Genomic DNA, 25,538 nt, shown 5'->3' with positions numbered 1-25,538 from the left:
ATTAAAAAATAATTTCTCTGATATTTGCAGCTTTGAGTTTGGCTTGCAATTCAGTATTTTTATCTAGCTCCCCTAAACACTCCAAAGCAGAAGCATATGGGTATAGATATTGAGGGTCTTTATCTTTTTCTTGAATTGACTTTAAGTTTTCTTTTATATTGTTGCAAGTGGAAATCATTGCCTTGAAATCATTACTCTGTTTTAAAGTCTTGGCTTTTAATAAGTCAACTTCAGCTTTGCTAGCATAGTACTTATAATCATTAGGAGCCATTTTTATTAGTTCTGTGAATAATGACTCTGCATCATTTAAATAGCTTTCAGCTAGATTGTTTTGTTCTAACATTTGATAATAGCCAGCAGCATTTTTTAAAAATGTTGCTTTAAGTGGTAGATAGCGTTTGCTTTGTATAAAGCTATCATTTTCGTTAGCAAGTTCTAAGCCTAAAGAGTCAGGTGTGTATGATGTCTTAGGGTCTTTAATCGTCGCATTAAGTAACATTAGTTGAATCTTGAAATAGTATAATTTTATTCTCCATGGATTGTTTTGAGGATCTATATTAACGGCCTTTTGTATAATACGCTCACCTTTTAAAGCGTAATTATAAGCTAGGTTTAAGTTTCCCTGATATTCATATAAGAATGAGAGTCTTTGGTACCCAACAGAAAGCCTATCCAACAAATAACCATCAGAATCTTTTACTTTTCGTTGCGCTTCTAATTCTGATTGTAACTCAAGGTTAATTGTAATTGCCGAGTTTAAATCCCCCAAAGACACTGCCGCACTCGCTAACCAAGAACGAGCATTGGCCACATCCGCAATTAACTGGCTATCCTCTGGCGCTTTTGCTAAGGCGAGCAATTTAAGTCTTAGCGACTCCTCAAAATCTTGCTGTGCCTTGGCAAAGTCCTGTTGCTTCATCGACACTGAGCCCAAGGTGTTATGGGCATAGGATAGCTCCATCAACGCATCTTTATCCTCGGGCGCTAGGGCATACATGGTTTGGCTATAGGCTAAGTACTGCTCGAAGAACGGGCGTGATGCGGCCCAATCACTCACATCATATTTAAGCTGACCCAACCAAAAGGCATTGGCGCCCAAGGTTTTTAGCAGGGCTAAGTTGTCTGGCTGCAATTCGAGCAGCGGCAGCATTTTTTCCTGCGCGGCGAGTAGGGCGCTGCGGGCTTCATCGATTTTATTGCGTGAATAGGCGACTTCGCCCATGGCCTCTAAGGTCTGCCCATGCTGGAAGCGGGCGTCGAAGCTTAAGTACTTCTCATCGTCTTGGCTGGAGAAATCCGTGAAATATTCCAATGCCTTATTGCTGATGCCGTCGAGTAAGTCCATCCGGCCGATGCCGCGCATCTTATCGGCGAAGTCACCCACCATAAACCCGAGCAGATCTTCGGCGGCGAGGCGTTTTTGCTGGGCAAGCTTCTCGGCTTCGATACTGCGAACGCTCATAATGACCGAGGTTAAGGTGAGTACGCACAGCAGGGCTACTGTGATGCGCCTCGTCCAGCGCAGCATAGTGGCGCGTTTGCTGGAGGCGGCAATAAAGTCGGTTTCTCGCTCGTCTAAGTCAAATAAAGGATTTTGCCTAAGGCTTTGGGCCTCTTTTAAGGGTTTACCCTCGGCCAGCAAATAGGCGCTGTGTTTGGCTTCGCTGAGCCAGCGCTGGGATAAATGCTGTAGTCGGCTCTTAATGCTAAGGCTGTCGTTATGTTCGCTGATCCACGCCGTTGCCCTTGGCCAGCGGCGCAGCAGCGCTTCGTGGGCGATGCTAAAACAGGGTTCACCATTTTGCAGATGGGACACAAATAAGCGGCTATCGACCATGGCTTGCACTAGGGCGGTTTCGGCCGCGCTTTGCAACTGTGACCAGCGGGCGGTGCGGCTGGTGATGGATTTTTCATCCTCACGCAGGGTGACTAATAGGGACAAAATCCGCGGCAGACTGGCTTTTTCGGCCTCGGTTAAATGGGAGATGGCCTGCTCGGCATTTTTACCGATAGCGCCTTCGATACCGCCCAAGGTGCGATACACAGAGACCAATAGTTTGTCATCGTCGCTACGTTGTAAGTACAGCGCCTGCAAGGTGTATTGCAGCATAGGCAGCGCATCTGGGTTGCTGGCGGCATCGCTACAGAGCATTTCATCGAGCGGCATGGCGGTGTCGCTATCGATTTCCCAAGTTAAATTGGCGGCAACGGCTGGCAGGCGGATCATCTGCAGCAGCTCGGTGCGAGTGGGCGGCGCTAAGTCGAAATGGGCGCCGCGGGCTTTGCCTGCCATCAGGCTGGGGTAATTGACCAGCAACGGATAAAAGTCGTTGCGACAGGCACTTAAAATTAACACCGCATGGGAAGTGGCAAGACGCTCTAACAGCTCGATAAAGGTGCTGCGCTCGGCATCGCTAAACAGCGGCGATGATAATAAGACTTCTAATCGGTCGATAAATAAGGCAAAGCGTGGCGTAGCATAGGTCTGATTTTTAAGACTTTGTTTGCATATATCGACAATGCTCTGTGGATCTTGCTCAAGCTTGGTGGCAAGCGTATCGGCGCTCATTCCCTCAAAGACTGGGGTGTCGTTTAGCTCCCAGTCGAGCATGGCGCTGGCTAGATCGGTAAGCAGTTGTCCCTTGCTGACATCGGCAAAATCGAGGCTGCTATAGGCCACAACGCCGACGCCATTAAAGCCATTGGCGGCCATGAGGTTAGGCAATACACCAGCATTAATTAAGGAGGATTTACCGCTACCACTGGGGCCTAAAATTAAGCAGAAAGCGCGGCCAAACTGGATTTGTTGGCTAATGCGATTCAGCAGGGTGCTAATTTGCTCGCTGCGACCGAAGAACACGTCGGCATAGTTGGCGCTGTAGGCTTGCAAGCCCGGAAACGGTGAGCCACCTTGCCAGGTTTGTGGCGTGGCGCTGGCCTCATGGCCGACGGGAAAACGCACTTCGGCTAAGGTGCGATAACCGCGTTTGCGAATGGTCTCAATGTAACGGGATTCGGTGGCGCTATCGCCTAAGGCGCGACGTAACTGGTTGATAATTTTGTGCAGTGGATTATCACCTGTGTCGACTCCCGGCCAGCAATGGCTAACAATTTCGTCGCTGCTGACCACTTCACCGGCGTTTTGGCAGAGAAATAACAACACATCCATCGCCTTAGGCTCAAGCTGTTTAACTTGTTTACCCAGAAGCAGGCTGTTGGCGCTGGGATTGACTTGCCATTCACCCAAAAAAATGTGCTGTCACTCATAGGATTTCCATTGCTTGAGCATCGACTCAGGCGGGAAATAGGGAGCCGCGAGTCGCTGTTATTTTTATTGTTAGCGCGTTTTGTACATTGAGCGTCATCATTTCGCATGACGTCAAAACATTGACATTATGCCTAGACCCTTTGTTATTTAAAAGGAATAACCCTAGGTAATCAATGTAAATTTATATCGTCATTGTGACGATATTGCGTGGTTTAGCACTCTGTTTATCACAGAATTGTGAGTTTGAGCTATAGCGCGGCAACCTTTGTTATTACGTTTTGGGGCTTGTGGCTGGTTCGCGACAGTGTTAAAAAAAAGAGTGCCCAAGGTGGGCACTCAAAGCGGTTGCGAAGGGAGAAATGGGTGGGGTTGGGGGTGACGTTAGTGGATAAGCATCAGTAGTTAGCGAGTAAGCACCAGTGCGTTGGCCTGAAAACTTAACCGCGCCATTTGCCCTTGGTCTTGCAGCTCTAGCTCGTTGAGTTCAAAGGGCGGTTGCAGACCCGATGCTTGGATGAGCGTTGGGTCAAACATCAGCTTGAGTTTGGGGGATTCGGGCGTTAACCAAGTCGCCGCTTGGGTGCGCATAATCGCCACTTTTTGACCCTCGGCATTGGTGCCCGTTAGCACGCCACTCAAACCAAAGCGTCCGGCTTCGGCGATATCTAGCTCAAAGTTGACTTGATTTGGTACGCCTTTATCCCAAACGGTTAGCACTTCGGGTTTGATGCTGGCCGAGTTCACATAGGACTTAAACGCGGTTTTCACCGTGCGCTGTACTGGGCGGCCATCGACCTGAGTCTGGACTGTGACTTCGATTTCACTCAGCCCCGCATTGCTGCTGGCAAGCGGTAAGTCGGCGGGCACTAAAGCCTGCCATTCATCCCCCTGTTTCACCATGGCCAGCGCTTGCTCTGTGCCATCGGCTTGCTTGAGTTTGGCCTGAGGCGCAAATTGATTATCGCTTTGGCTTAAGGCGAGTTTTACCCCAACCGTTTGGGCATCGGCCGCAATCGCGCTCGGCGCCTTGATACTCAGTTGATAGGGCGAGCCTTTTTCCTTCACGTTGACCAGATAGTTGGCCTTAGCGACTAAGGGCTGGCTGACTTGCAGGCGATATTCTCCGGCCGTGGCCTTTTCAGACATTTGCAGGGCGCTGGAGTCATCGGCTAAGCCTACGCTCGCTAAGGCGTCGGCGCTCACCAGCGATTTAACTAAAGATTCCGTTGCTTGTGGGCTGGCGTTTTTCCCCTGCGGCGTTTGGCCTATCCGCTGAATTTGCACCCGCTCGGGGGCAACGGCATCGGCATGCATTAAGGCGCCTGTGCTGACATCGCCGCGTGGCGCAATCCGCACTAAGCTGCCCGCTTGGCTCAAATTGAGCTGCACACCAGCATTTAGCTCGGCGCCGGTGACATTGAGCCAATACTCATCACTCTGGCTTGCCTGCTCAAGCACGGGCTGACTGGCTTGGTATTCGCCGTAGAACGGGGTGATAAAGCTGACGTAATCGGTACTGGTATTAATCGGCGCGAGGGTTGGCGAGGCGATATTGGTATCGACAAGATCGCTCTGCGTCGGCGCGGCTAAGGTTAAGCCCTTGGCATACATTGGGCTGGCTTCTTTTTGTGGCTCTGGCGCGGGCGCCTCATCCTGACAGGCACCGAGCAGGCCACCTAAGATAACGAGGCTGACCATTTTGCTTAAGGTGCGGAGTGTAAAAGGTTGCATGTTAGGCTCCTTAAATATGGTTGCGGATCAGCGTGTCTAAGTTAAAGCAGGCACGGCGACTCTGCTGATGGCTTAACGGTTCTTGGCCTCGGGTCTTTTGTTTATCGGTAAACCAGACTGTGCCTGCGGCTTTTTGCGAGCTGCAATTTAAGAAGCCGTCGGAGCAGCTATCGAGCCAGTTTTGGGTGGTTTCGAGGGCGACCTGATATTGATAGCCAGCGCAGTAGCTGTCGCTGTCCCAAATGGCGGAATCCACATCCGAGCCGACAACCACCTCGAAGGGTTTACCTAAACTCGGCCGACCCGAGGTGCCATAGAGCCAAGTGTTGTTGTAGTTTGCCATCCAGCCGACTTGCTGTTGTTTGACCGCATTGCTGCCATAACCTAAGAGCCAACCTAGGCTGGTTTCGAACACATTGCCTTGATTGACCGCATCGGCCAGCGGCGTGCCGCCACTCGAGGGGGCGAGGGCGATGACTCTGGAAGTGGCTTTGATCACCGCAGGATAACGGCTGTCCCAGGTGGGGTTGGATAAAATCCAGCGCACCACATTGCCGCCATTGGAGTGGGTGAGCAGGATTAAATCATCAATATTCTTCGCTTGAATAAAGCTATTGAGCTGAGTGGCAAGGCAGCCAGCGGCCGTTTCTTCCCACATATATTGGTCGAAGTCACAGTTGATGACAGTGTAATTATTGGGAACGGGGATCCCTTGGCGCACCGAGTTAACAAACTCCGATGTCCAATAGTCGGCTAACGCATTGGTTTGGTGCCCCGTTCCGTGGACAAAGGCGATACCCGTTGCAGCAAATACCGCGGGGCTGACAGCTAACAGACCCAAGAGCATTAAGGTGTTTTTTATCTTCATGGGTGTTTCTCATCTCTTAGTGATTGAGCACGGCCTTGCAGTCCATTGCTAACGGCCATTGAGTGTCGGGTGAATGGCGTTAAGTCGCAGCGTTCGGCATGGCAAGCGTTTGTCAGGTTTTAATCAATACGGCGAAACCTTGGGAATGGAAGCCTAAAACACATCATTACTAGGCTTTAGCATCGGGGGTTAAACTGGCCCGACGTCCACTCTGGGTTATTAACCTAGTCGCAACATTTTCTGCTGGCAAGCAAAAATTCACCATACAATTTAATGACATAGCGACAATCTTTTGACTGTGTTTTAATAGGGTGGATGGACACGCTAATTACTTGATCAGTAAACGCTAATAAAACGCATGGCGTGTTAAGCTGTTTAAATTTGCCTAAAGCTGTGGGAAATTATTTTTATTAACACTGATAGGCTAATCAGTTTATTGTTCTGTATATCAAGATGTTTACACTTTCAGGAGGCACTTTTGGCTATTACACAACAGGAAATGAGCCGCTGTTTAACCGAGCTGAATTGTCGCAGCAATTTTTCGGTGAAGAGCATTACCGAATACATGTTGCCGGAAACCAAGGAAGCATTTTATCTGCATATGGAGGGCAAAACCGCGCAGCTGATTATTCGCCCAGCCTTTGAGGTGTTTTCAAGCGAACTAGCCACCTTAGCGGGCGTACATGCCAAGTATGACTATTACCACAATGCGGAAATGACGCGATTCCCCAAGAGGTTACATAAGAGCCTTAACGAAACCCACTACGGATTGGCGTTCAGTTTCGATACCCTTGAAGCTGTGCAGCAATTTATCGCACGTTTAAGCGCCATCGTTAAAGGGGCGTAAGCTGTAGCCTAAAATCTCAGCCTTGAACCCTGAGCCTTAAGCTCAACTCCTGCGTTTAAGCCGTTAAGTGAGAGGTAAAAGTGGCTTAAGCGGCTGAAAGCTCTACCTTAAGCCTTTTAGGTTAAATTCCTCAATTTGAATCAAAATGAGGAATTTAACTGCTGCCTTTTCCAGCAGCTTTTCAGTATATTCATCAATAGATGAATTCTGCTGGAGCTGGTTATGTCGCTTATTCCCAGCCGCCCCCGTGGGGTGGTGCCATTTGCTACTCATGCCGACACCTCCCAGGCGGCAGGCCGCCCTAAGGGCAACTCAGATGCACGCCAACGGCTGATCACCGCCGCCGTCAGCCTCTTTAGTGAACGCAGTTATCCCACAGTGTCGACCCGTGAAATTGCCCGAGTGGCCGAGGTGGATGCGGCGCTTATCCGTTATTACTTTGGTTCTAAGGCAGGGCTGTTTGAGCTGATGGTGCGCGAAACCCTCGAGCCTGTGATTACCCGTTTACGAGAAGTGTCCACGGCGCAAGCGCCTAATAATGTGGGCGATTTAATGCAAACCTATTATCGGGTGATGGCGCCCAACCCCGGATTACCGCGATTGATTGTCCGTGTGCTGCAGGAGAGCGATGGCACTGAAGCCTATCGGATCATGCTGTCTGTGTTTGAGCAAATGCTGTCCCTCTCGCGCCAATGGCTCGAAGCCTCATTTGTTAGCGCTGGCATTCTCAAGGAGGGGCTAGATCCGAATTTTGTGCGCCTCAGTTTTGTCAGTTTGATGGTGTTTCCGCTGATCGCGCCTCCGGTATTGATGCGTCAGTTTGGCCTATTTAGTACCAGTGGCACGGATTTACAACGGTTAGCGCTACACAATATGCAGGTATTTACGCAGGGGGTGATGCGTGAACCTAGGAGTGAATTATGATTTTAACCAATAGGTTAACAGTTAGGTCGGTTAAGGCGCGGCAACCTTCTCCCCGAGGATGGGGCAAGCTGGTGGCGAGTTTATTGGGCGCGGCGTTGTTGCTGCAATTGACGGCCTGCGGCGATGAATCGCCCCGCGTGCTGGGCACTGTCGAACGCGACAGGTTAACCCTCACCGCGCCCGTGGGGGAGCTGATCAAGCGGATTAATGTAGTTGAAGGCCAGCAAGTGCAGGCGGGGGAAGTGTTACTCGAGCTGGATAGTACAGCCGCTCAGGCGCGCTTTGGCCAGCGTCAGGCCGAGCTTAAACAGGCGCAGGCCAAACTAGAGGAAGCCGTGACGGGGGCTCGCTCGGAAGACATAGATAAAGCCCGCGCCGTCCTCGATGGCGCCAATGCCAGCGTGAAAGAGGCGCGGCAGAATTTTGAGCGTACGCAACAGTTATTTAAGACTAAGGTGCTCAGTCAAGCGGACTTAGATGCGGCGCGCGCGGCGCGTGATACCAGCCTTGCCAAGCAGGCCGAAGCCGAGCAGAGCCTTAGACTGCTGCAAAACGGCACCCGCAGCGAGCAACTCGAACAAGCCAGAGCCGCAGTCGAGGCGGCCATGGCTGGCGTGGCGCAGGAGCAAAAAGCCCTCAAGGATTTAAGCCTAGTGGCGGCAAGACCCGCAGTGGTGGATACCTTACCTTGGCGGGTGGGGGACAGGGTGGCCGCAGGTAGTCAACTCATTGGTTTATTGGCAATTGAACATCCCTATGTGCGGGTGTATCTGCCTGCAACTTGGCTCGATAGGGTTAAGGCGGGGAGCCAAGTGAAGATCCTTGTCGATGGTCGCACCCAGCCTATTGCAGGCACTGTGCGTAATATTCGCAGTCAACCGGCTTACACTCCTTTTTATGCGTTAAATGAGCGTGATAGGGCACGACTGATGTATCTCACCGATATCGATATTGCGCCAGAGGGAGAGGATTTACCCACGGGAATGGCCCTTGAGGTACTGCTGCCATGAGTGCTCAACAGGCTTCAGCAGGGATATCCGTCGCTGGGACATCAGCGGCAGAAACATCAAACGTGGCTTCTGAGTTTGCTATCGAAACCCGCGGCATGACCCGCGCCTTTGGCGGCATCAATGCGGTCGAAGATCTCGATTTAGCTATCCCTAAGGGCACGATTTATGGATTTTTAGGCCCCAATGGTTGCGGTAAATCGACCTCCATTCGGATGTTGACTGGGCTGCTGAGTCCGACCTCGGGGGATATTCGGGTGCTGGGCGAAACCTTGCCCGGCGCCGAGGAAAAACTGCGCCGCCGCATTGGCTATATGACGCAAAAATTCTCCCTCTACGACAATTTGTCGGTGCGGGAAAACCTTGAGTTTGTGGCACAAATTTATGGGCTGAATCGTCGCCAAACCAAGGCGCGTTTGGCCGAGTTATTAAGCCTTTACGATTTGGCGGGGCGCGAGAAGCAAATGGCGGGCTCCATGAGTGGTGGGCAAAAACAGCGTCTAGCCTTGGCCGCCGCGACCTTACATCACCCCGAACTGTTATTTCTCGATGAGCCGACGTCGGCGGTGGACCCTGAAAATCGCCGCGAGTTTTGGGAACGGCTGTTTGACCTCTGTGCCCAAGGCACCACGATTTTAGTCTCGACCCACTATATGGATGAGGCCGAGCGTTGCCATGGTTTAGCGATTTTAGAGCGCGGGATAAAACGCGCCGACGGCTCGCCGCAACAACTTATGGCGGCCATGGGCGCGCGGGTCATTGAAGTGTCGGGGGAGGATTTACGCAAGCTTAAACAGTCGCTTATCAGCGACGCCAACGTGTTATCTGCGGCGCAGATTGGCAGTCGTTTACGGGTATTGGTGCAAAGTTCGATTGCAGATCCGCTGGCTTGGTTAAGTCCAAGGGTTGCGGGGCGGGCGCTGACCGAGGTGCGTCCAAGCCTTGAGGATGTGTTTGTGACTTGCACGGGCGGACGTGTCCAGCTAATGCCGCCAAACGGCAGTCAGGCCACGACAGTGGAGGCTCAAGATGCTACGTAGAATTTGGGCCGTAGTGGTCAAAGAACTCAGGCAGTTATCGCGGGATCGCATGACCTTCGGCATGATAGTCATGATCCCCTTAGTGCAGTTGATGCTGTTTGGCTATGCCATCAATACCGATGCGCGCCATTTGCCCGCAGGTTTAGTGAATTTAAGCGACTCCGCCTATAGCCGCGCCTTAGTCAAGGCGGTAGAAGCGACCCAAGTGGTTGATTTTAAGCATCGCTATCTGAGCGCCGCCGAGGCGGATGCGGCCATCACTCGGGGCGAAGTGAAAGCCGTGCTGTATTTAGGCGCCGATCTCGACGAGCGTTTAGTGCGACATCCCGCCTTTGCGGGGCAGGCCTATTTTGCCGAGCCCGTGGGGCAATGGTTGGTGGATGGCTCGGATACTGTGGTTGCTTCTACCATTCGCAGTTTAAGGCAAATGCCACTCGATGAAATTGCGGGCAGGGCGGTCAAATCGAATCCCCCCAGTTTTGAGGTGGTGCAGTATTTTAACCCTGAGCAGCGTTCTGTGGTGAATATCGTCCCCGGCCTCTTAGGGGTCATTTTGACTATGACCATGGTGATGTTTACCTCGGCCGCGATTGTGCGCGAGCGAGAGCAGGGCAATATGGAGTTTTTAATCACTACGCCGGTGAGGCCGCTCGAGCTAATGCTCGGGAAAATAACCCCTTATGTATTAGTGGGCTTTGTGCAACTGGCCATTATTCTTACCGCTGGACATTTACTGTTTGCCGTGCCGATCCGCGGTGGTTTGGACTCGATTGCGCTGGCGGCCATGCTGTTTATCTGCGCCAGTTTGACCTTAGGCCTAGTGATTTCGACCATAGCGAAAACCCAGTTACAGTCGATGCAGATGACGGTGTTTATCCTGCTGCCGTCGATTTTGTTGTCGGGTTTTATGTTCCCCTACGAGGCCATGCCCGTGGCGGCGCAGTGGATTGCCGAGGCGTTACCCGCGACTCACTTTATGCGCATGTCCCGCGCGATTGTGCTGAGGGATGCCGAGGTGAGTGACTTGCAATTTGATGCGCTGTGGATGATTGGCTTTACCTGTCTAGGGCTGCTGGTGGCAAGCCTTCGATTCTCTAAACGTTTGGATTAAGGTACGGGTTCTCGCTTTGGTCGCGAGTTTTGACTTAACGCAAAGTATTGGTAAAGAATCGGACTAAGTCGTTGAAATGGATGTTAGTTACTTTAGAACTCGCTTACACTGCTGCTAATAAAATGTTCCTTTGCTGTATTGGCTTTGCGGATCCCTTGGGGGAGCGGAGATGCAAAGCGTGTGGCGCATCCTCGCCTCAAGATGCGCAAAGGGATGGGGATCAGTTTAGCGAAGGAATTCAGTATGCCTGCGATTGTGTGTCAAAGTGCCCTCGAAGCGGTATCGCTTATTCAAAGTGGCGAAACTCTGTGGACCCATTCCATGGGGGCGACCCCCAGAGTCTTATTGGATGCGCTGGCAAAACATGCGCTCACCCTTGAAAATCTCACCTTATTACAGCTACATACCGAAGGCGCTGAGTCCTTAAGTCATCCCGATTTGCGTGGTCATTTGCGCCATCGTTGTTTCTTTGGTGGAGTGCCGACTCGGCCGTTATTACAAAGCGGTGACGCCGACTATGTGCCGATTTTCCTCTCGGAAGTGCCTAAACTGTTCCGCAGCGGCGAGCAAAAAATCGATACCGCGATTATCCAAGTGTCGCCGCCCGACAAACACGGCATGTGTTCCTTAGGGATTTCGGTGGAGGCCACCTTAGCCGCCTGCCAAGTGGCGGGTAAAATCATCGCCCATATCAACCCGCAAATGCCCCGCACCCACGGCGATGGTTTTATTCATATCGACCGTTTCGCCGCCGTGTATGAACAGAGCGCCAGTTTGCCCATCCATGCCTTTGCCACCGGCGATGCCGTGAGTTTGGCGATAGGTAAAAATGTGGCCGAATTAGTGCGTGATGGCGATTGTTTGCAGATGGGTATTGGCGCGATTCCCGATGCTGTGTTGTCTTGCCTGACCGAACACAAAGACTTAGGTGTGCATACTGAGCTATTTTCGGACGGGATTTTGCAACTGGTCGAAAAGGGCGTGATTAACAACAGCAAAAAACGTTTTTACCCCGGAAAACTGGTCACAGGTTTCGCCTTAGGAAGCCAGAAGTTATACGACTATGTGGATGATAATCCTGCGGTCATTTTTATGGATATCGAGCAGGTGAACGATACTGCCATTATTCGTAAAAACCCCAATGTGATGGCTATTAACTCGGCATTGCAGGTCGACCTTTCGGGCCAAGTCTGCGCCGATTCGATAGGCACTAAGATTTATTCGGGTGTTGGCGGGCAGATGGACTTTATTCGCGGCGCAGGGCTGTCCGAAGGTGGCCGCTCAGTGATTGCCTTGCCAAGTACCGCCTCGGGCGGCAAGATTTCCCGCATTGCTCCTATGTTATCGCCCGGTGCTGGGGTAGTGACAACGCGTGCCCATGTGCATTACATAGTGACCGAGTATGGCGCGGCGAACCTGCGTGGCCGCTCCCTGCGCGAGCGGGCGCAGGCGCTGATCAATATCGCGCATCCGGATTTTCGTGAACAGCTTTGCCGCGATGCCTTCGAGGTGTGGGGATTAAGTCTGTAACCCTATCAATCAATTATTCCTGAGTGCCGAGTTTGCGACTGCGCAGGCTCGGTACAGTACTAAGTGCCTGCTTTGATGCCAATTGTGGGATGTTTTGCTCGATTCGACGCCCTCAATGTTTTACCATGCCCACGCGATTTAATCTGGTCAGTGTGAATCGAATGGCTAAAAATTATTTTTAACTCTTTGATAGTAAAGGACTGAACCGCTTAATAACAGGAAGTTTGCCAATGTTGTACACCCTAGAAGCGACAACCCCACTCGAACAAATTTTTGTGAAGGCCCTCCAAGATAATCTGTATGCGGCCGAGTTTTATCAACAACTTAGCCAATCAACCCTGTTTATCTTGAGTGAGAGTAGTACTGAAGCGCCCGAGGCGGGTGAAGGTGCGATGGCTATCGGTATCACCCAGTGGTATGTCCCCCTCGAGGATGGCAGTGATCATCCTTTTACGCCGATTTTCACATCTCAAACCGCCGTCGATAAGGCCATCGAATTGATGAAGAGCGAAGGCACTGCGCACCATGGGGTGATGACGCTCGATGCCGAGACGCTGCTCCAAGTGTTGCTACAATCGGGGAGCGATATGGCGCTGAATCCTAACAGCAATATGTCGAAATCCTTGGATGCACACGAAGTACGCTTGATGCTGTCATCACAGCTTGAGTTGGTGGAGCACAGGGGCGCGCTCTCGTTATTTGGCAATATCGAGCCCCATGAGTATCCGCATTTCGCCCAGCTCAAAGCGTTGCTCGCGAACTATAAAGCCGTCGAGAAGGCCTATCTGTTGGAATCGTCACGCTTGGATTTTATTCGAAGTACGTCGGACCATGCCTTAAGCCTAGTGATCCAATTACCCGCTGAAAACTCAGAGGATATTAATCGTATTCGTGGCGATGTGAAGTTGCTTGAGCGTCAACAGGGGCAGGACAGCTGGCCTATCAAGGTGCATCATTTACATGGCGACAGCGTCGAGCCAATCGCGACATTTTGCCAAGCTAAGAGCGCGCCTTTTTACAGCCGCTCACTGCTGAGCAGTATCAAAGGTTGGTTTAAGTAAACCCAGTCGATAATAAAAAACCAGCACAAGTGCTGGTTTTTTATTGGGATTACCTTGGCTGATTATCTTGGCTAAATACTATTTGCCAGAGCAGCCATAGGTGGTGAGGTAAGCATCGGCCGCTTTCGCGTTGACGATACCATAACCGAAGTAGTTATCCTTACCCACAGTGCCCGCATCCATTGCCGTTGCTTTGAGTGCATTACGGATTTGTGTACCAGTACATTGTGAATGGTTAGACCATACCAGTGCCGCCATACCCGATACTGCTGGTGTCGCCATTGAAGTACCGCTCATAAAGCCGTAGTCAACCGAATCGATTGAAACCGTTGCGTTTTGTGCAGCGATTAGGCTCGCTCTATCTTCAAATGCAGCGCCAACTGCAGGAATGGTGGTGGCGTTGGTATCACCCAAAGTGCCGTAGAGCATGCCCGCGACGTTGTTGATAACAATTGCACCGACACCGCCTGAGTTTTCACAGTTAAGTACTTTATCGTGGAAGGAAATCACGCCGCGATCGATAACACAAATCTTACCGTTTGCGCCAGAATCCACGGCTTGAGCTGTGCCCATAAAGTAGGTATTACCTGTGGCTGAACCTGGATTTTCCATTGCTGATGATGCGACTGTCGCGCCATCGGCGGTTAAGGTTGAGGCCGTTGCCATGCCTGCAGGGTAGGTTGATAGGGTATCGACACCACCTGCGGTAACTTCAACACAGATGCCATCATCGTTGACGGCTTTTTTACCACGACCGCTCACGCAGCTTGGGTATTGGGAGAAGTCGGCAATCTTATTGTTGGCATCGTTAGCACCGATCATCATCACAGATGGATAACCCGCTGGATAAGAGCGTACTGAGTTACCGTCGTTACCCGCTGCCGCGACCACTAAACCACCTGCCGCAGTAAAGGCGTCGAAGGCATTCTTTTCAGTATTGTTAGCTGCGCCGCCACCTAAGCTCATGCTGATGATCTTAGCGCCAGCATTGCTACATTTGTTGGCAGCATAGGCTAAGTCAGAGGAGTAACCCCAGCCCGATGCGTTGAATACTTTTACGATGTGCATAGGTACGCCAGGCGCCATACCGACTACACCGATATTGTTGTCTGCCGCACCAATAGTACCCGCCACGTGAGTGCCGTGTGGGCCACCATTTTGGAACCAGTTACCCGTGCCAGGGTCGTTGTCGCCAGTGATGTTGTTCCAGTTAAAGTCAGGGTTTGAGCTATCTAAACCAGAGTCAATAATACACACCTTCATGCCCGCATTTGGGTTAAAGGTCACTTCGTTGGCATGGGATTGATATACCGCATAGGGCGTGACTTGCTGGGTCATTGGATTGCCCGCATCGTCGTTATACAACGCCATAGGATGGCGGCGAACGTCTTCTTCAATCAGGGTGATATGTGGATTGTTCAGCAGGCCTTTTACTTGGGCGAGATCTTTACCGGTAAAAGTCGCTGCAATAAATTCATCCCCTTCAAGATTGATTTCAGCACCTAATTTTTTAGCCAGTGCCTTCACAATGCCTGCATGACCCGCTTCGACTTGGATGACATAACGATTATCGTCGGCATGGGCTTGGGCAATAACGCCCACAGATAAGGCAATAACGGCACTCGCGATTTTGGTTAATTTCATTGTGCTTGCTCCATTTGTTATCAAGGTTGTAAGACCTAAGCGACACGGAGCATCTACTTGCGCTCCTATGGACAGACGGGCGTCTGCTGACTTAGGCGATTTCAACCTAACACAGGAATTTGTTTTTAACAAATAAATAACAAAAGTAGCAATTTGTAAACATTTTGAGCTGTAAACAAAGAATGACAATCATGGTAGCGTTAACAGCCAAGCCATATTGGGGAGAATAGATTGGCCAACTCACTCTAAGTTAATGAATTATAACTAAGTTTTTATCTATGCTGGCAGAAATCAAAACCAACACTCACTTCGAAGATGAGTATCTGTTTATCGTCCTTAAAAAGGCCGATGAATGGCGTATCAATAGCTATTAGAATCGTCGCTATGGCAATGAGAAATGGAGCGCATAAATCCTGTGATTGGGTGTAAAGCGGTGCGACCTTTCCCAAAGCCTATGCTTAGACGTTGTTGAGTTTATGGCTTTGAAATAAAAGCTATTTCCCCATGCACTCTGCGAGTAATTTAATAAAAAACTCGCTGCCTTTACGCTCACAAAATTGAATATTGCGCTCGGGAATTGATTCGGGGTCGTTGTAGTTAGCAAGGGCTAACTCCATACTGGCCTCGCGAATAATATGCAGGGTTGGGTAGGGGGCGCGGTTGGTAAAATTGGCGGCCGAGTCCAGTGGTTCATCCTCGAAGCAGTAATCGGGATGAAAATGCGCGAGCTGATACACGCCTTCATAGTCGTTGTCGAATAAGGCGTCGTTCGCCATATCGACGAGATCGAGGTAAGTGTAAAAGCCCTCAAAACCCCGCGGCAGAATAAACAGCGTGGTTTCGGCTTCGGGATGCGCATCTAGATATTGGCACTCTTCAATCAAGGCTTTAAGCACTAGCTTGACTTTGGTTTGTTCAACAACGAGATAGCGAATACTGCCGCGCTCGACCTCACGTCTGGCGAAGGGGCAAATATTGTATTTCATGATCACTTTTTTCACCCAGTTATCGGTTTGTTCAATGATCAGATCTATCTCATTCATGCTAGTGCTTAACTCTTACGGCCAAAATTAGGGGGCGATCATAGGGATGATAGACGCCACAAGCAAGATGGCCATAGTGATATTAAAGATCTTCTGCTGGCGCTCGTTTTTCAAAATACGTTTAAGCGCCACACCAAACCCAAGCCACACCACGGCGCAGGGAAAGGCCACACATAAAAACACTGTGGCGATAGTAACTACTTGCGGTGTGAGATCCTGTTGCACCGAGGTAAAAGTAGCAATCGCGCCCACCGCCATAATCCAGCCTTTTGGGTTAACCCATTGAAATGCGGCGGCTTGCAGAAAGCTAAAGGGTTTAGCGATGCTCTTGCCCTCCATCTTGCTACTGCTGTTGGCAATTAGCCAAGACAGGTACAGGAGATACACAATCCCAATCACTTTAATCACTTGGTGGATTATCGGGTAGGCTTGAAATAGGGCGCTTAAGCCTAGGCCAATGGCGAGGATCATAGTGGGAAAGCCTAGGCTAATCCCCATCAGATGCGGAATACTGCGTTTAACGCCAAAGTTGACCCCAGAGGTCATCAGCATAATGTTGTTAGGCCCTGGGGTGATCCCCGATGAGAAGGCAAACAACGCGATAGCGAGTATTAACTCCATAGATCTATTTCACACCTTTTGTTGTCGTTTTTGGCATTGTGATTGTGACTGAATTTGTCGCCTAGTGGCATGAGTGGCACAGACGCTAGGCGAGGCATTCTAGCGGGTAAATTGGGCCGCGCCTATACGCCCTGAGGGCTTTATAAAGTAACAAATCATAACGCATTGGGTAGAGTTGAGTGCCTTGCTGCTATTTTGCCGCAATCCTTGTCGATGACCATGATTTAACACTATGATGCATATCGACTTTCAGTCTGAGAAATAGCAACTATCCTTAAGCTGTAAAAATCGCAATAAAGGAAAGAGCATGTATTTATCACAAACCATTGGGCGTTTATTGACGCTATTAACCATCAGTTTGGCCGCGTTGACGGCCTGTGTGAGTGTGGATGATTCGCAGGCGCTGCGAACCACTATTGTGACTTCGGGGGACTTGAGCCTATTACCGCCGAGCGCCATGACCTACAGTTGGCACCCAACACTCCAGAAAATCTTTGTCGACAGTCGACTCGATAAACAGCAAGTGCAGCAGCATATGCAAGATACGCTGAAAAAAGTGTTGCTGACCAAAGGGTATCGCTGGGTCGAAGATCCGCAGCTTGCTGATTTTCAAGTCGGCTTTGGCGTTGCCATGGGCACACAAATGTCGGACGAGCAGATACTCGCCGCCGCAGGCTTAGTGCCAGGGTTGTCAAACCAAGGTGTTGATCCTAAAAAATACGATAAAGGCTCAGTGCTGATTAGCTTTTTTAAGCCGACGGGAGTCGCAGGCCAACCCACAGAAATGGTCTGGCGAGTCCTTGCCCAAGGCTTTGCCAACATTAAAGATATGGATGAAGTTAAGGCCCGCTTCGATGGTTTAATCGATGAAATGCTGTTATCGCTGCCCGTCACCCATGCGGTGCAATAGTGCGGTTATCCCCGCTCGGTTGCAAACTGACTCATATAAACAGATAGCTAAAAACAGATGGTTATAAACAGATGGCTATAAAAAGAAGGTTATAAACTGACAGAATTAAGGCTGAAAGCTTAAGATCACTGTCATAAGGTATCCTCATAAGGCGAGTAAGATACTCGCCTTATGCTCTTGCGGGAATATAGGCTTAGGATGCCGCAATGATTGGCTAGACTGTTCTCTGAGCTATTTACAGTTACAGGTATTTTTACAGGACAGGATGTGACGTCCGCAGAGGATTTTTAAAGGGAGATTATGATGGCACAGAGTATCTTTGTTAATTTAGCGGTTGAAAGTGTTCAACAATCTCGGGCTTTTTACGCTGGCCTAGGATTTGGTATCAATGAGCAATACAGCAATGAGCAGGCTGCTTGCGTGGTGATTGCCGACAATATTTATGTGATGCTGCTGGCGAAGCCTTTTTTCGCTGGCTTTACCGATAAGGCGATTGCCGATGCCCGCACCACGACAGAAGTGCTCAATTGCCTAGACTGCGACAGTCGAGAGCGTGTCGATCACTTGGTCAAGCTTGCCGAGCAGCATGGCGGCAAAGCCTATCGTCAAGCGCAGGATCAAGGATTTATGTATGGCCATGCTTTTGAAGATCCCGATGGACATATCTGGGAACTTGTTTATATGGTTGCGCAACCAAGTTAGAGCAAAGCCTCTGCTCGATTGATTTAATCTCTTCAAAATCAGGCTTATCCAAGAATGGCGAGCGTTGCGTGGGGCTTATGCTTTACACAACGCCGCTATTCCTAATCAAGCTAGCTTAAGCTGGCTTATTTTCTTGCCTTATTCTCTTGGTTAGCTACATGAGTTTCGAGAAATTCCTTCAGAAAATCAAAATTATCCATATTTATTTCCCTATTCGTGAACGACACTTGGCCGGAAATCTGGACAAAGTTGATCGTCAAGCGGCGTGTGCCTCTATATTTAAAGTATTTTGTGCTGGCAATCTCATCCAATGGGACAAACTGTTGTTTCATATCAAAAAGATGAAACTCGGCATCGTAGAGATTAAATATAAGGCCTTCTTGATAGATATCGATGTAATAACCATCAGGTCCAGCTTCAGCTAATCTAAGCTGTTCATCTTTAGCGGCTTTGCTCAATCTTATCGTTTCAGAAATGATCATGAAGGCGAAGAAAAATGCCACCACAACGGCTAAAACGACAACAATTGTAAATCCTATATCCCATGGTTCTGTCGATAGCGATGCGGTCAGTTCCTTCCAAGGACCGCTTGCTATTATTAGCGGGATTATTAAGAGCAAAAATATTCCAGATTGCTTATTACGTAATTTTTGTTGGAATGCACAGCGACGGATAAAATTTTGAGGTCCTTGTTTCATAAAATATATTCCATATAAAGATTTTTACCTTGGAAAAGGTGAGCGCCATTTTATCCATGTGGGATGCTGGGAGTGGGTGCGGCTGAGTGATTGCAAGATAAGGGGGATCACAATGCTTTAGGTATGAGTATATCGAGGTTCAACCTAAGCGATTTAGACGCTTCACTACTGTCATCTAACGGTTTAGCAATAAGTGTGCTGACTGCCATAGCGGCGCTCAACACACTCATTTGACAGGAATTTTAACTTATATTAGTCAGCTAACGCTATGCTGACTTCATAGGCGGTGAATTTGCGAATATTAATTACGCCCGTATCGAAGATCAGATACTGACCTTTAATCCCCTGTAAAATCCCGCTTATCACCTCATTTTTATCGAAGTTGTGGGAAGTGATTTTCTTCGGAAAGGTGTCGATGGGATAGTGAATCGACTGAATCGTTTCATCTAAACGTTCGATACTGTAATCGCCTTTTTGCATACCGATTTCATGCAACTTAGCCTCAATTTGCGGGATCAGTTCCGCCGCCTTAGCATTTAAATCGATATCGTCGGCGTGGCCCTTAAGCATGGTTTGCCAGTGGGTTTTATCGTTAATGAGTTTGGCTAACTCCACTTCCACTAAACCCGAGATTTGTCGTGTCGACACTTTAAAAATTGGTAAACCTTGGGTCGCGCCCTGATCTATCCAGCGAGTAGGCAATTGTGTGTGGCGAGTGATGCCGACCTTGATGCCTGAAGTATTGGATAGATAAACATAATGCGGCACAAAACAATGGCTTTGCGCCCACTCTGGCTCGCGGCAAGTACCTTGGTCAAAGTGACAGGTTTCGGGTTTCATAATGCACATATCGCAACTGGCGAGCTTTTGCATACACACAAAGCAATGGCCTTGCGAATAGCTCTTTTTGGTCTTTTTGCCGCAGTTACAGCAGAAGATGTTACCCGTGTGGGTCAGGGTCAGCGGCTTGCCAATTAAGGGATTCAGTGGCAGTAACTCGTCGCCAACAACCAGTTGATACTGTACTTGTTGCGCCTCATCTAAGTGTGCGCGCAGCTTTTTTAGCGTTCCTAACATAGGTGTTCCTAGTTTTTTATGGTGTCACTGGGTTTGGTAAGGCATCCAGCGGACTTATGCATTCGTCATTGCGTGATGTGCAGTATACAAGATTATCCCGCCGAGTTTAGATAGGAATTCTCGATTGAGAGCCTGACTGCCATGTGTGGCTAATCTGGGCTTTCTGGTGGCGTAATTATGTTAATAAATTGATTGTCTTGATAAAAACCAGTAACTTAGCTGCCATTATTCAGGGAGGTTAACGATGCGGATGGTATTAGGGCTGATTTTTTTCCTGTCGATGCAGGTGGTGGCGCAGACGGACAAGATGCAGATCCATTCTGAAATATTGAATGATGATATTAACTTGCAAATCAAACTCCCCGATACCTATGGTCATTCCAGCGATTTTCGTTATCCCGTTTTAGTTGTCTTGGATGGCTCGACACAATTTGAGCATATTGCCGCGAATGTCGGCTTTTTAAGTAGCTATGCCATTATCCCTGAGCTGATTGTCGTGGGTGTCAGCTCGAATAATCGCTTAAAGTCGTTTACGCCGACCCAATTAGAACAGTTTAAAGACCGAAGTGGCGGAGCAGAGAATTACAGGCAGTTTTTAGAAACAGAACTACTCAGCTGCTTGGGCCAGAAATATCGCACCGCCGATTACCACGTACTGTCGGGACACTCTATGGCTGGGCTATTCAGCAGCTATGTGGCTCTGACGCCTGACACTCGGTTTAATGCGGCGATATCCATCAGCCCAAGCCTTTGGTGGGACAATAATTGGCTCGTGCGAGAGTCCGCTCAGTTAGCCGTCGCCAAACGGATAAAACCCATGCGCTGGTTTTTGAGTATCGCCAGTGAACCTAATGAGATGGCCAGCGCCTTTGCAACCCAAATAACCCAATTGCAAAATACCTTGGGTAATAGCCCGTCAGTGAAGCCTCCTTCAACCAAAATGTTGCAATGGTTTAATAAACGCTTCCCCGAAGAAACCCATGACAGCACCCCGCTTATTGGCAATGTTGAGGCATTAAAGATGCTGTTTGCGAATTGGAATGCGGTGCCCGAAATCGCGGTGATGCCGCTAAAGGACTTAAAGCAGTTCTATCACCAGCAAACGGCGGTCTTCGGCTATGAGTTTCCGCTCTCTGCCCAGCAGTACAATGTCTATGGTCTCAAGGCCAGCTATGAGCAAAAAACGGCGTGGGGTGTGGAGATTTTACAGGAGGGGACAAAGGTGTTTCCTATGTCTGAGGTGCTCTGGGATAGCTTAGCAACAGCCTATGATCTTGATGGTCAAACCGCACTCGCGATTGATGCTTCCAACAAAGCGGTGCAGTTGGCAAAGCAATCAGACTCTGTGTTTTTAAATGAAATCTTGAGTCAGGCCAAAAGTCTACAAGGCAAGACTCGCCAGTAGCGTGCGGTTTAAACGCTAACAGTATCGCAACATATTTGGACAAGCGCCCAGCATCTGGGTAATCTTGTCATCCTTTTAAATCATTGAGACCGTATCTTGCCTGCCAATTTTTTACTCTTGCTCGCCGCCGCCATTTGGGGCTTTGGTTTTGTCGCCCAAACCTTAGGGATGGAGCATTTATCGCCCTTTGCATTCAACGGGCTACGTTTCTTAATTGGTACAGTGTCACTCGTTCCTCTGGTGTGGTACTTGGCTCGGCAAGGCAAAATTCATCTCGGTACGCCCAAAGACTTTGCCATGGGTTGCGGTGTGGTGGGCGGACTATTATTCGCTGGCGCATCGCTACAACAGGTGGGGCTGCTTTACACTACGGCGGCCAATGCGGGCTTTATCACTGGGCTTTATATCGTGTTAGTACCGATATTGGGCTTAGCGCTGAAACATGCTACCGGCGCAAATACCTGGGTGGGCTGTGGTATCGCCGTGGTAGGGCTGTATTTTTTAAGCATTAAAGAAGGCTTTCACCTCGGCTATGGCGATATGCTGCAATTGATTGGCGCACTGTTTTGGGCGATGCATATTTTGGCGGTGGACCATTTTGCTAAGCGGATTTCGCCAGTGTTACTCGCCATGATGCAATTTTTAGTGTGCGGCGTATTAAGCCTGCTGGTGTCGGCGGCCATTGAGGTGACGACAGTCGATAAGGTGATTGCAGCCTGGGGCTCACTGGCCTACGCGGGGCTCATTTCAGTGGGTATTGCCTACACTTTACAGGTGCTGGCGCAAAAGCATGCACATCCTGCGCACGCGGCGATTATTTTAAGTCTTGAAACCGTGTTTGCGGCCATCGGCGGTATTATGTTCCTTGGAGAGAGCTTAGGGCTGCGGGCCTTGTTGGGTTGCGGTTTGATGCTGCTGGGGATGTTGATTTCCCAAGTGCCGCTGCGCTATTTAATTAAGTCTCGGCACCAGAAAGTCAGCTAGCTCACCATAAAAAACGCCGCAGGGTTTGCCCGCGGCGTTTTTTGTTGAAGGTGTTGAGGGTTAACGGCTGAGTTTATCCAGCACTAAGTCATCACCGAGGGCATAGAGGGATTGCACCAGTTGTTCCTCTTGGGCAAGGTCGGTTAAGCCTAAACCAATGGTGGCGCGAAACAGGGCGATGCCAGTATGGCCTGCGGTCTCAAACTGGCTGCTAAACTGTTCGATATTGATACCTAGTGCGGTGATCCGATTGGAAATATCCAGCACTAATCCGGGTCTATCGTAGGACACTAGGCTGTAGGTGAGCCGCTTAACGGGTTTGAGGGCGACCGAGGTTTTTGAATAGGTGAGGGTGAGGCCGTCGATGCATTCCAAGGCTTCAATTAGCTCGTCCATTTTCAGCGAAGGCACCTCGAGTAACAATATGGCGGCAAAAATCCCGTCGATATGGCGCAGCTCTGAGTCTAACCAGTTGCCGCCATGGCGACTCACGGCGTGGGCGATTTGCTCGACTAATCCTTTTCTATCAGGTGCTTGAAGCGTGATTAAATATCGTAGCATGGCGACTGACTCCTATTTTTTGTAAAAGGCACCTGTTTTAAAATCGGGTGTAACACAACTGTCATCTTTGCGTCATATAATTCAACGCACTTAGAATGAAGGGTGTTGTTATTGCTCAGTTTATGCTCAAACAGTGTAAGCATAGCATTTCGCAATTCCTAGCGAAAAAACTCACAGGCTTTAATAATAGAGGTTCTTAATGGAAAGTCAGGTCATTCAACCTGGTTCTGCGCCGCAAAGTATGCTGAAAGGCGGACGTTCAAGTCGCAGGGCATTTAAGGATAAAGCGGCTCAAATTGGGGTCACGATTGGCGGCACTATGGTGTTTGTTGCCTTATTGTTGATCTTCTTCTATTTGCTGTACGTGATTAAACCCATTTTCGACAGCGCGGATGTGACTCCCGTAAAAAGCGTGAGTTATCAACATGCTGAAGTCGCGACTCTGATGGTCGGTGCCGACGAGCAAAATGAGGTCATGTATCGCGTGGCCGCCGATGGCCAAGTGGATTTCTACACGGTTGCCGATGGCAGCTTACTCTCCAGTTTTACACCGCCATTACCCTCTGGGGTGAGCGTCACCAGCGCCGCGATTGCCGCGCCGAGTGAGCAACGCTTCGCACTGGGGTTAAGTAACGGTCAAGCCTTAATCGTGGGAATCGAATTTGGCTTAAGTTACCCTAACAACAAGCGCCTTATTACCCCAAAACTGCGTTACAGCGCGGGTGAAGCGCCGATCACTATCGATGAATCGGGCAGCGCTATCCATCATTTAGCCTTTAGTTACAGCAACGATAAAATCACGTTCGCCTACCAAGATGACAATGGCGCTTGGCGTTTAAGCCGTCTCGAAGGTCAAGAAAACATGATGACTGAAGAGGTGGAATGGACCACCACGGGCGCACTACTGCCCGATGCACCTAAAAAAGTTGCACACCAATTGATGACGCCGGATCAACGCCAATTGATGCTGCAAATGGGCAACAAGGTGTTTATCTACAATATCCGTGATGTTGAGAGCCTGGATTTAATGCAGGTGATTGATGCGGAAAAGGAAAAGTCTAAGGTTAACAACATTGCCTTACTTGCCGGTGCCAGCTCGATTCTGGTGAGCTACGACTCAGGTGTGGTGACTCAGTACTTCCAAGTGAATGGTCCAAAAGGCCGTTTATACAAAGAGATCCGTGAGTTTACCGACTTAGCGCCAGTGGCCTCGATTGCCTCTGAGTTCTACCGTAAAAGCTTTGCCGTGGTGAGCCCAGAGGGTGAGTTATCACTCCTGTACACCACCAGTGAGCGCGAACTGTTTGATGAAAAGTTTGACCTTAAAAACCCAGGCGTGATGGGCTTTAGCCCACGTTCTAACGGCCTAGTGGTTGAAGCGAACAAGCAACTGAATATCTTCCACGTGGAAAACTCGCACCCAGAAGTGTCTTGGAGCGCGCTGTGGAATAAGGTGTGGTACGAAGGTTATCCAGAGCCTAAGTTTGTGTGGCAATCCACCTCGGGTAGCGATGACTTTGAAGCCAAACTCAGCTTAATGCCATTGGCCTACGGCACCATGAAGGCGGCGTTCTACGCCATGCTGTTTGCCGTGCCATTAGCGATTGCGGGCGCCATCTATACCGCTTATTTTATGTCGCCAAAGGTGCGCGGCATCGTTAAGCCAACGATTGAAATCATGGAAGCCTTACCGACGGTTATCTTAGGTTTCCTCGCCGGACTTTGGTTAGCACCGCTGATTGAAGAGCACTTGCCGGGCATTTTAGTGCTGCTGGTACTGCTGCCGACGGCGATTCTGGTGTCGGCTTACTCTTGGAGCAAATTACCCGGCACTTGGAAACAACGTCTGCCTGAAGTCTATCAGGAGCTGATGCTCATTCCGGTTATCTGCTTTGTGGGTTGGTTCTCCTTTGCCATCAGCCCGATGATCGAAGTGGCGCTGTTTGATGGCAACACTCGTCAATTTATCACTAACGAATTAGGCATCACCTTCGACCAACGTAACGCGCTGGTAGTGGGTATCGCCATGGGCTTTGCGGTTATTCCAACGATTTTCTCGATTGCCGAAGACGCGATTTTCTCTGTGCCACGCCATTTATCCAACGGTAGTTTGGCGCTGGGCGCGACGCCTTGGCAAACCCTGACACGTGTTGTGCTGTTGACCGCAAGCCCAGGGATTTTCTCTGCGGTCATGATGGGTCTTGGCCGCGCTGTGGGTGAAACCATGATCGTACTGATGGCAACGGGTAACACCGCCATCATGGAATGGAGCGTGTTTGAAGGTATGCGTACGCTGGCGGCTAACATCGCGGTGGAAATGCCAGAGTCGGCGATTGGCAGCTCGCACTACCGTGTGCTGTTCCTCGCGGCCTTCGTTCTGTTCGTATTTACCTTCTTCTTTAACACGATTGCCGAAGTGGTAAGACAGCGTCTGCGTGACCGCTATAGCTCGCTGTAATGGAGATAAGATAATGATACTAAATACTATTTCGCCAATGACCTTGAG

At 49.7% G+C, this 25,538-nt stretch carries 20 protein-coding genes and 1 pseudogene; 12 read left to right on the top strand and 9 right to left on the bottom strand.

The window, feature by feature from the left end:
• Window position 1: 1 nt before the first annotated feature.
• The 3 genes and pseudogenes from N5E87_RS14040 to N5E87_RS14030 form a co-directional block, all read right to left on the bottom strand.
• Window positions 2-3,267: pseudogene (locus tag N5E87_RS14040) on the bottom strand (winged helix-turn-helix domain-containing protein).
• 403 nt (window positions 3,268-3,670) lie between these two features.
• Window positions 3,671-4,999, bottom strand: coding sequence for a DUF4785 domain-containing protein (locus tag N5E87_RS14035; RefSeq protein ID WP_086902417.1), 1,329 nt, complete (start codon window positions 4,997-4,999; stop codon window positions 3,671-3,673).
• Between the two features lie 10 nt (window positions 5,000-5,009).
• Complete coding sequence (locus tag N5E87_RS14030; RefSeq protein ID WP_011623330.1) at window positions 5,010-5,867, bottom strand: hypothetical protein; 858 nt, start codon at window positions 5,865-5,867, stop codon at window positions 5,010-5,012.
• Between the two features lie 499 nt (window positions 5,868-6,366).
• On the opposite strand from N5E87_RS14030, the gene N5E87_RS14025 reads away from it, so the two are divergent.
• From N5E87_RS14025 to N5E87_RS13995, 7 genes are all read left to right on the top strand, one after another.
• Window positions 6,367-6,714 carry a hypothetical protein gene (locus N5E87_RS14025; RefSeq protein ID WP_011623329.1) on the top strand — a complete coding sequence of 116 codons (348 nt, stop codon included), beginning with the start codon at window positions 6,367-6,369 and terminating at the stop codon, window positions 6,712-6,714.
• A gap of 222 nt (window positions 6,715-6,936) precedes the next feature.
• A complete protein-coding gene (locus N5E87_RS14020; RefSeq protein WP_086902418.1) occupies window positions 6,937-7,638 on the top strand; it encodes a TetR/AcrR family transcriptional regulator in 702 nt (233 codons plus the stop codon).
• Window positions 7,635-8,648: an HlyD family efflux transporter periplasmic adaptor subunit gene (locus tag N5E87_RS14015; protein WP_086902419.1), complete on the top strand. Its 1,014-nt coding sequence runs from the start codon at window positions 7,635-7,637 to the stop codon at window positions 8,646-8,648. The genes N5E87_RS14020 and N5E87_RS14015 overlap by 4 nt, the downstream gene beginning before the upstream one ends.
• A gap of 95 nt (window positions 8,649-8,743) precedes the next feature.
• On the top strand, window positions 8,744-9,685 hold the full coding sequence (locus N5E87_RS14010; protein WP_176370285.1) for an ABC transporter ATP-binding protein: 942 nt from the start codon (window positions 8,744-8,746) through the stop codon (window positions 9,683-9,685).
• Window positions 9,675-10,796 (top strand): ABC transporter permease, encoded by a 1,122-nt coding sequence (locus N5E87_RS14005; protein WP_011626661.1) that lies wholly within the window; start codon window positions 9,675-9,677, stop codon window positions 10,794-10,796. Before N5E87_RS14010 ends, N5E87_RS14005 begins: the two co-directional genes overlap by 11 nt.
• Window positions 10,797-11,039: 243 nt before the next feature.
• The gene (locus tag N5E87_RS14000) at window positions 11,040-12,326 is read left to right on the top strand and encodes an acetyl-CoA hydrolase/transferase C-terminal domain-containing protein (protein ID WP_086902420.1); all 1,287 of its coding nucleotides are present in this window, start codon (window positions 11,040-11,042) and stop codon (window positions 12,324-12,326) included.
• A 230-nt stretch (window positions 12,327-12,556) separates the two neighbouring features.
• Window positions 12,557-13,387: an SseB family protein gene (locus N5E87_RS13995; RefSeq protein ID WP_279775365.1), complete on the top strand. Its 831-nt coding sequence runs from the start codon at window positions 12,557-12,559 to the stop codon at window positions 13,385-13,387.
• 78 nt (window positions 13,388-13,465) lie between these two features.
• On the opposite strand, the gene N5E87_RS13990 is transcribed toward N5E87_RS13995, so the two are convergent.
• The 3 genes from N5E87_RS13990 to N5E87_RS13980 all read right to left on the bottom strand — a co-directional run bounded on the left by N5E87_RS13990 (window position 13,466) and on the right by N5E87_RS13980 (window position 16,695).
• Window positions 13,466-15,031 carry a S8 family serine peptidase gene (locus tag N5E87_RS13990; RefSeq protein WP_279775364.1) on the bottom strand — a complete coding sequence of 522 codons (1,566 nt, stop codon included), beginning with the start codon at window positions 15,029-15,031 and terminating at the stop codon, window positions 13,466-13,468.
• A 494-nt stretch (window positions 15,032-15,525) separates the two neighbouring features.
• Window positions 15,526-16,074: a DUF1415 domain-containing protein gene (locus tag N5E87_RS13985; protein WP_086904551.1), complete on the bottom strand. Its 549-nt coding sequence runs from the start codon at window positions 16,072-16,074 to the stop codon at window positions 15,526-15,528.
• 27 nt (window positions 16,075-16,101) lie between these two features.
• The gene (locus N5E87_RS13980) at window positions 16,102-16,695 is read right to left on the bottom strand and encodes a LysE family translocator (RefSeq protein WP_011623319.1); all 594 of its coding nucleotides are present in this window, start codon (window positions 16,693-16,695) and stop codon (window positions 16,102-16,104) included.
• A gap of 307 nt (window positions 16,696-17,002) precedes the next feature.
• Here N5E87_RS13980 and N5E87_RS13975 point away from each other — a divergent pair, with 307 nt between their 5' ends.
• Entirely contained in the window at window positions 17,003-17,605 is a 603-nt protein-coding gene (locus N5E87_RS13975; RefSeq protein WP_086904550.1) for a DUF4136 domain-containing protein, read from the top strand.
• 303 nt (window positions 17,606-17,908) lie between these two features.
• Window positions 17,909-18,307: a VOC family protein gene (locus N5E87_RS13970; protein ID WP_039978306.1), complete on the top strand. Its 399-nt coding sequence runs from the start codon at window positions 17,909-17,911 to the stop codon at window positions 18,305-18,307.
• 125 nt (window positions 18,308-18,432) lie between these two features.
• Here N5E87_RS13970 and N5E87_RS13965 read toward each other — a convergent pair whose 3' ends face one another.
• On the bottom strand, window positions 18,433-19,005 hold the full coding sequence (locus N5E87_RS13965) for a hypothetical protein (protein ID WP_086904549.1): 573 nt from the start codon (window positions 19,003-19,005) through the stop codon (window positions 18,433-18,435).
• A 252-nt stretch (window positions 19,006-19,257) separates the two neighbouring features.
• Window positions 19,258-20,082, bottom strand: a complete 825-nt coding sequence (locus N5E87_RS13960; RefSeq protein WP_086904548.1) for a DUF2797 domain-containing protein — start codon at window positions 20,080-20,082, stop codon at window positions 19,258-19,260.
• Window positions 20,083-20,326: 244 nt separating this feature from the next.
• Here N5E87_RS13960 and N5E87_RS13955 point away from each other — a divergent pair, with 244 nt between their 5' ends.
• Window positions 20,327-21,487 (top strand): alpha/beta hydrolase-fold protein, encoded by a 1,161-nt coding sequence (locus N5E87_RS13955; protein ID WP_086904547.1) that lies wholly within the window; start codon window positions 20,327-20,329, stop codon window positions 21,485-21,487.
• A gap of 96 nt (window positions 21,488-21,583) precedes the next feature.
• On the top strand, window positions 21,584-22,471 hold the full coding sequence (locus N5E87_RS13950; protein WP_086904546.1) for a DMT family transporter: 888 nt from the start codon (window positions 21,584-21,586) through the stop codon (window positions 22,469-22,471).
• 60 nt (window positions 22,472-22,531) lie between these two features.
• Here N5E87_RS13950 and N5E87_RS13945 read toward each other — a convergent pair whose 3' ends face one another.
• Window positions 22,532-23,032 (bottom strand): ACT domain-containing protein, encoded by a 501-nt coding sequence (locus tag N5E87_RS13945; protein WP_011717616.1) that lies wholly within the window; start codon window positions 23,030-23,032, stop codon window positions 22,532-22,534.
• Between the two features lie 199 nt (window positions 23,033-23,231).
• Here N5E87_RS13945 and N5E87_RS13940 point away from each other — a divergent pair, with 199 nt between their 5' ends.
• Window positions 23,232-25,490 (top strand): ABC transporter permease subunit, encoded by a 2,259-nt coding sequence (locus N5E87_RS13940; RefSeq protein WP_086904545.1) that lies wholly within the window; start codon window positions 23,232-23,234, stop codon window positions 25,488-25,490.
• Window positions 25,491-25,538 lie beyond the last annotated feature (48 nt).

This window comes from Shewanella sp. GD03713 (assembly GCF_029843705.1).
Lineage (GTDB): Bacteria > Pseudomonadota > Gammaproteobacteria > Enterobacterales > Shewanellaceae > Shewanella.
Note: the sequence above shows the minus strand (reverse complement) of the source record. Positions and strands in the feature narration are given on the sequence as shown.

Coding starts and splice junctions, on each gene's coding strand:
- N5E87_RS14035 (WP_086902417.1), bottom strand. CDS start 4,999: ATGCAACCTTTTACACTCCGCACCTTAAGCAAAATGGTCAGCCTCGTT.
- N5E87_RS14030 (WP_011623330.1), bottom strand. CDS start 5,867: ATGAAGATAAAAAACACCTTAATGCTCTTGGGTCTGTTAGCTGTCAGC.
- N5E87_RS14025 (WP_011623329.1), top strand. CDS start 6,367: ATGAGCCGCTGTTTAACCGAGCTGAATTGTCGCAGCAATTTTTCGGTG.
- N5E87_RS14020 (WP_086902418.1), top strand. CDS start 6,937: ATGTCGCTTATTCCCAGCCGCCCCCGTGGGGTGGTGCCATTTGCTACT.
- N5E87_RS14015 (WP_086902419.1), top strand. CDS start 7,635: ATGATTTTAACCAATAGGTTAACAGTTAGGTCGGTTAAGGCGCGGCAA.
- N5E87_RS14010 (WP_176370285.1), top strand. CDS start 8,744: ATGACCCGCGCCTTTGGCGGCATCAATGCGGTCGAAGATCTCGATTTA.
- N5E87_RS14005 (WP_011626661.1), top strand. CDS start 9,675: ATGCTACGTAGAATTTGGGCCGTAGTGGTCAAAGAACTCAGGCAGTTA.
- N5E87_RS14000 (WP_086902420.1), top strand. CDS start 11,040: ATGCCTGCGATTGTGTGTCAAAGTGCCCTCGAAGCGGTATCGCTTATT.
- N5E87_RS13995 (WP_279775365.1), top strand. CDS start 12,557: ATGTTGTACACCCTAGAAGCGACAACCCCACTCGAACAAATTTTTGTG.
- N5E87_RS13990 (WP_279775364.1), bottom strand. CDS start 15,031: ATGAAATTAACCAAAATCGCGAGTGCCGTTATTGCCTTATCTGTGGGC.
- N5E87_RS13985 (WP_086904551.1), bottom strand. CDS start 16,074: ATGAATGAGATAGATCTGATCATTGAACAAACCGATAACTGGGTGAAA.
- N5E87_RS13980 (WP_011623319.1), bottom strand. CDS start 16,695: ATGGAGTTAATACTCGCTATCGCGTTGTTTGCCTTCTCATCGGGGATC.
- N5E87_RS13975 (WP_086904550.1), top strand. CDS start 17,003: ATGTATTTATCACAAACCATTGGGCGTTTATTGACGCTATTAACCATC.
- N5E87_RS13970 (WP_039978306.1), top strand. CDS start 17,909: ATGGCACAGAGTATCTTTGTTAATTTAGCGGTTGAAAGTGTTCAACAA.
- N5E87_RS13965 (WP_086904549.1), bottom strand. CDS start 19,005: ATGAAACAAGGACCTCAAAATTTTATCCGTCGCTGTGCATTCCAACAA.
- N5E87_RS13960 (WP_086904548.1), bottom strand. CDS start 20,082: ATGTTAGGAACGCTAAAAAAGCTGCGCGCACACTTAGATGAGGCGCAA.
- N5E87_RS13955 (WP_086904547.1), top strand. CDS start 20,327: ATGCGGATGGTATTAGGGCTGATTTTTTTCCTGTCGATGCAGGTGGTG.
- N5E87_RS13945 (WP_011717616.1), bottom strand. CDS start 23,032: ATGCTACGATATTTAATCACGCTTCAAGCACCTGATAGAAAAGGATTA.
- N5E87_RS13940 (WP_086904545.1), top strand. CDS start 23,232: ATGGAAAGTCAGGTCATTCAACCTGGTTCTGCGCCGCAAAGTATGCTG.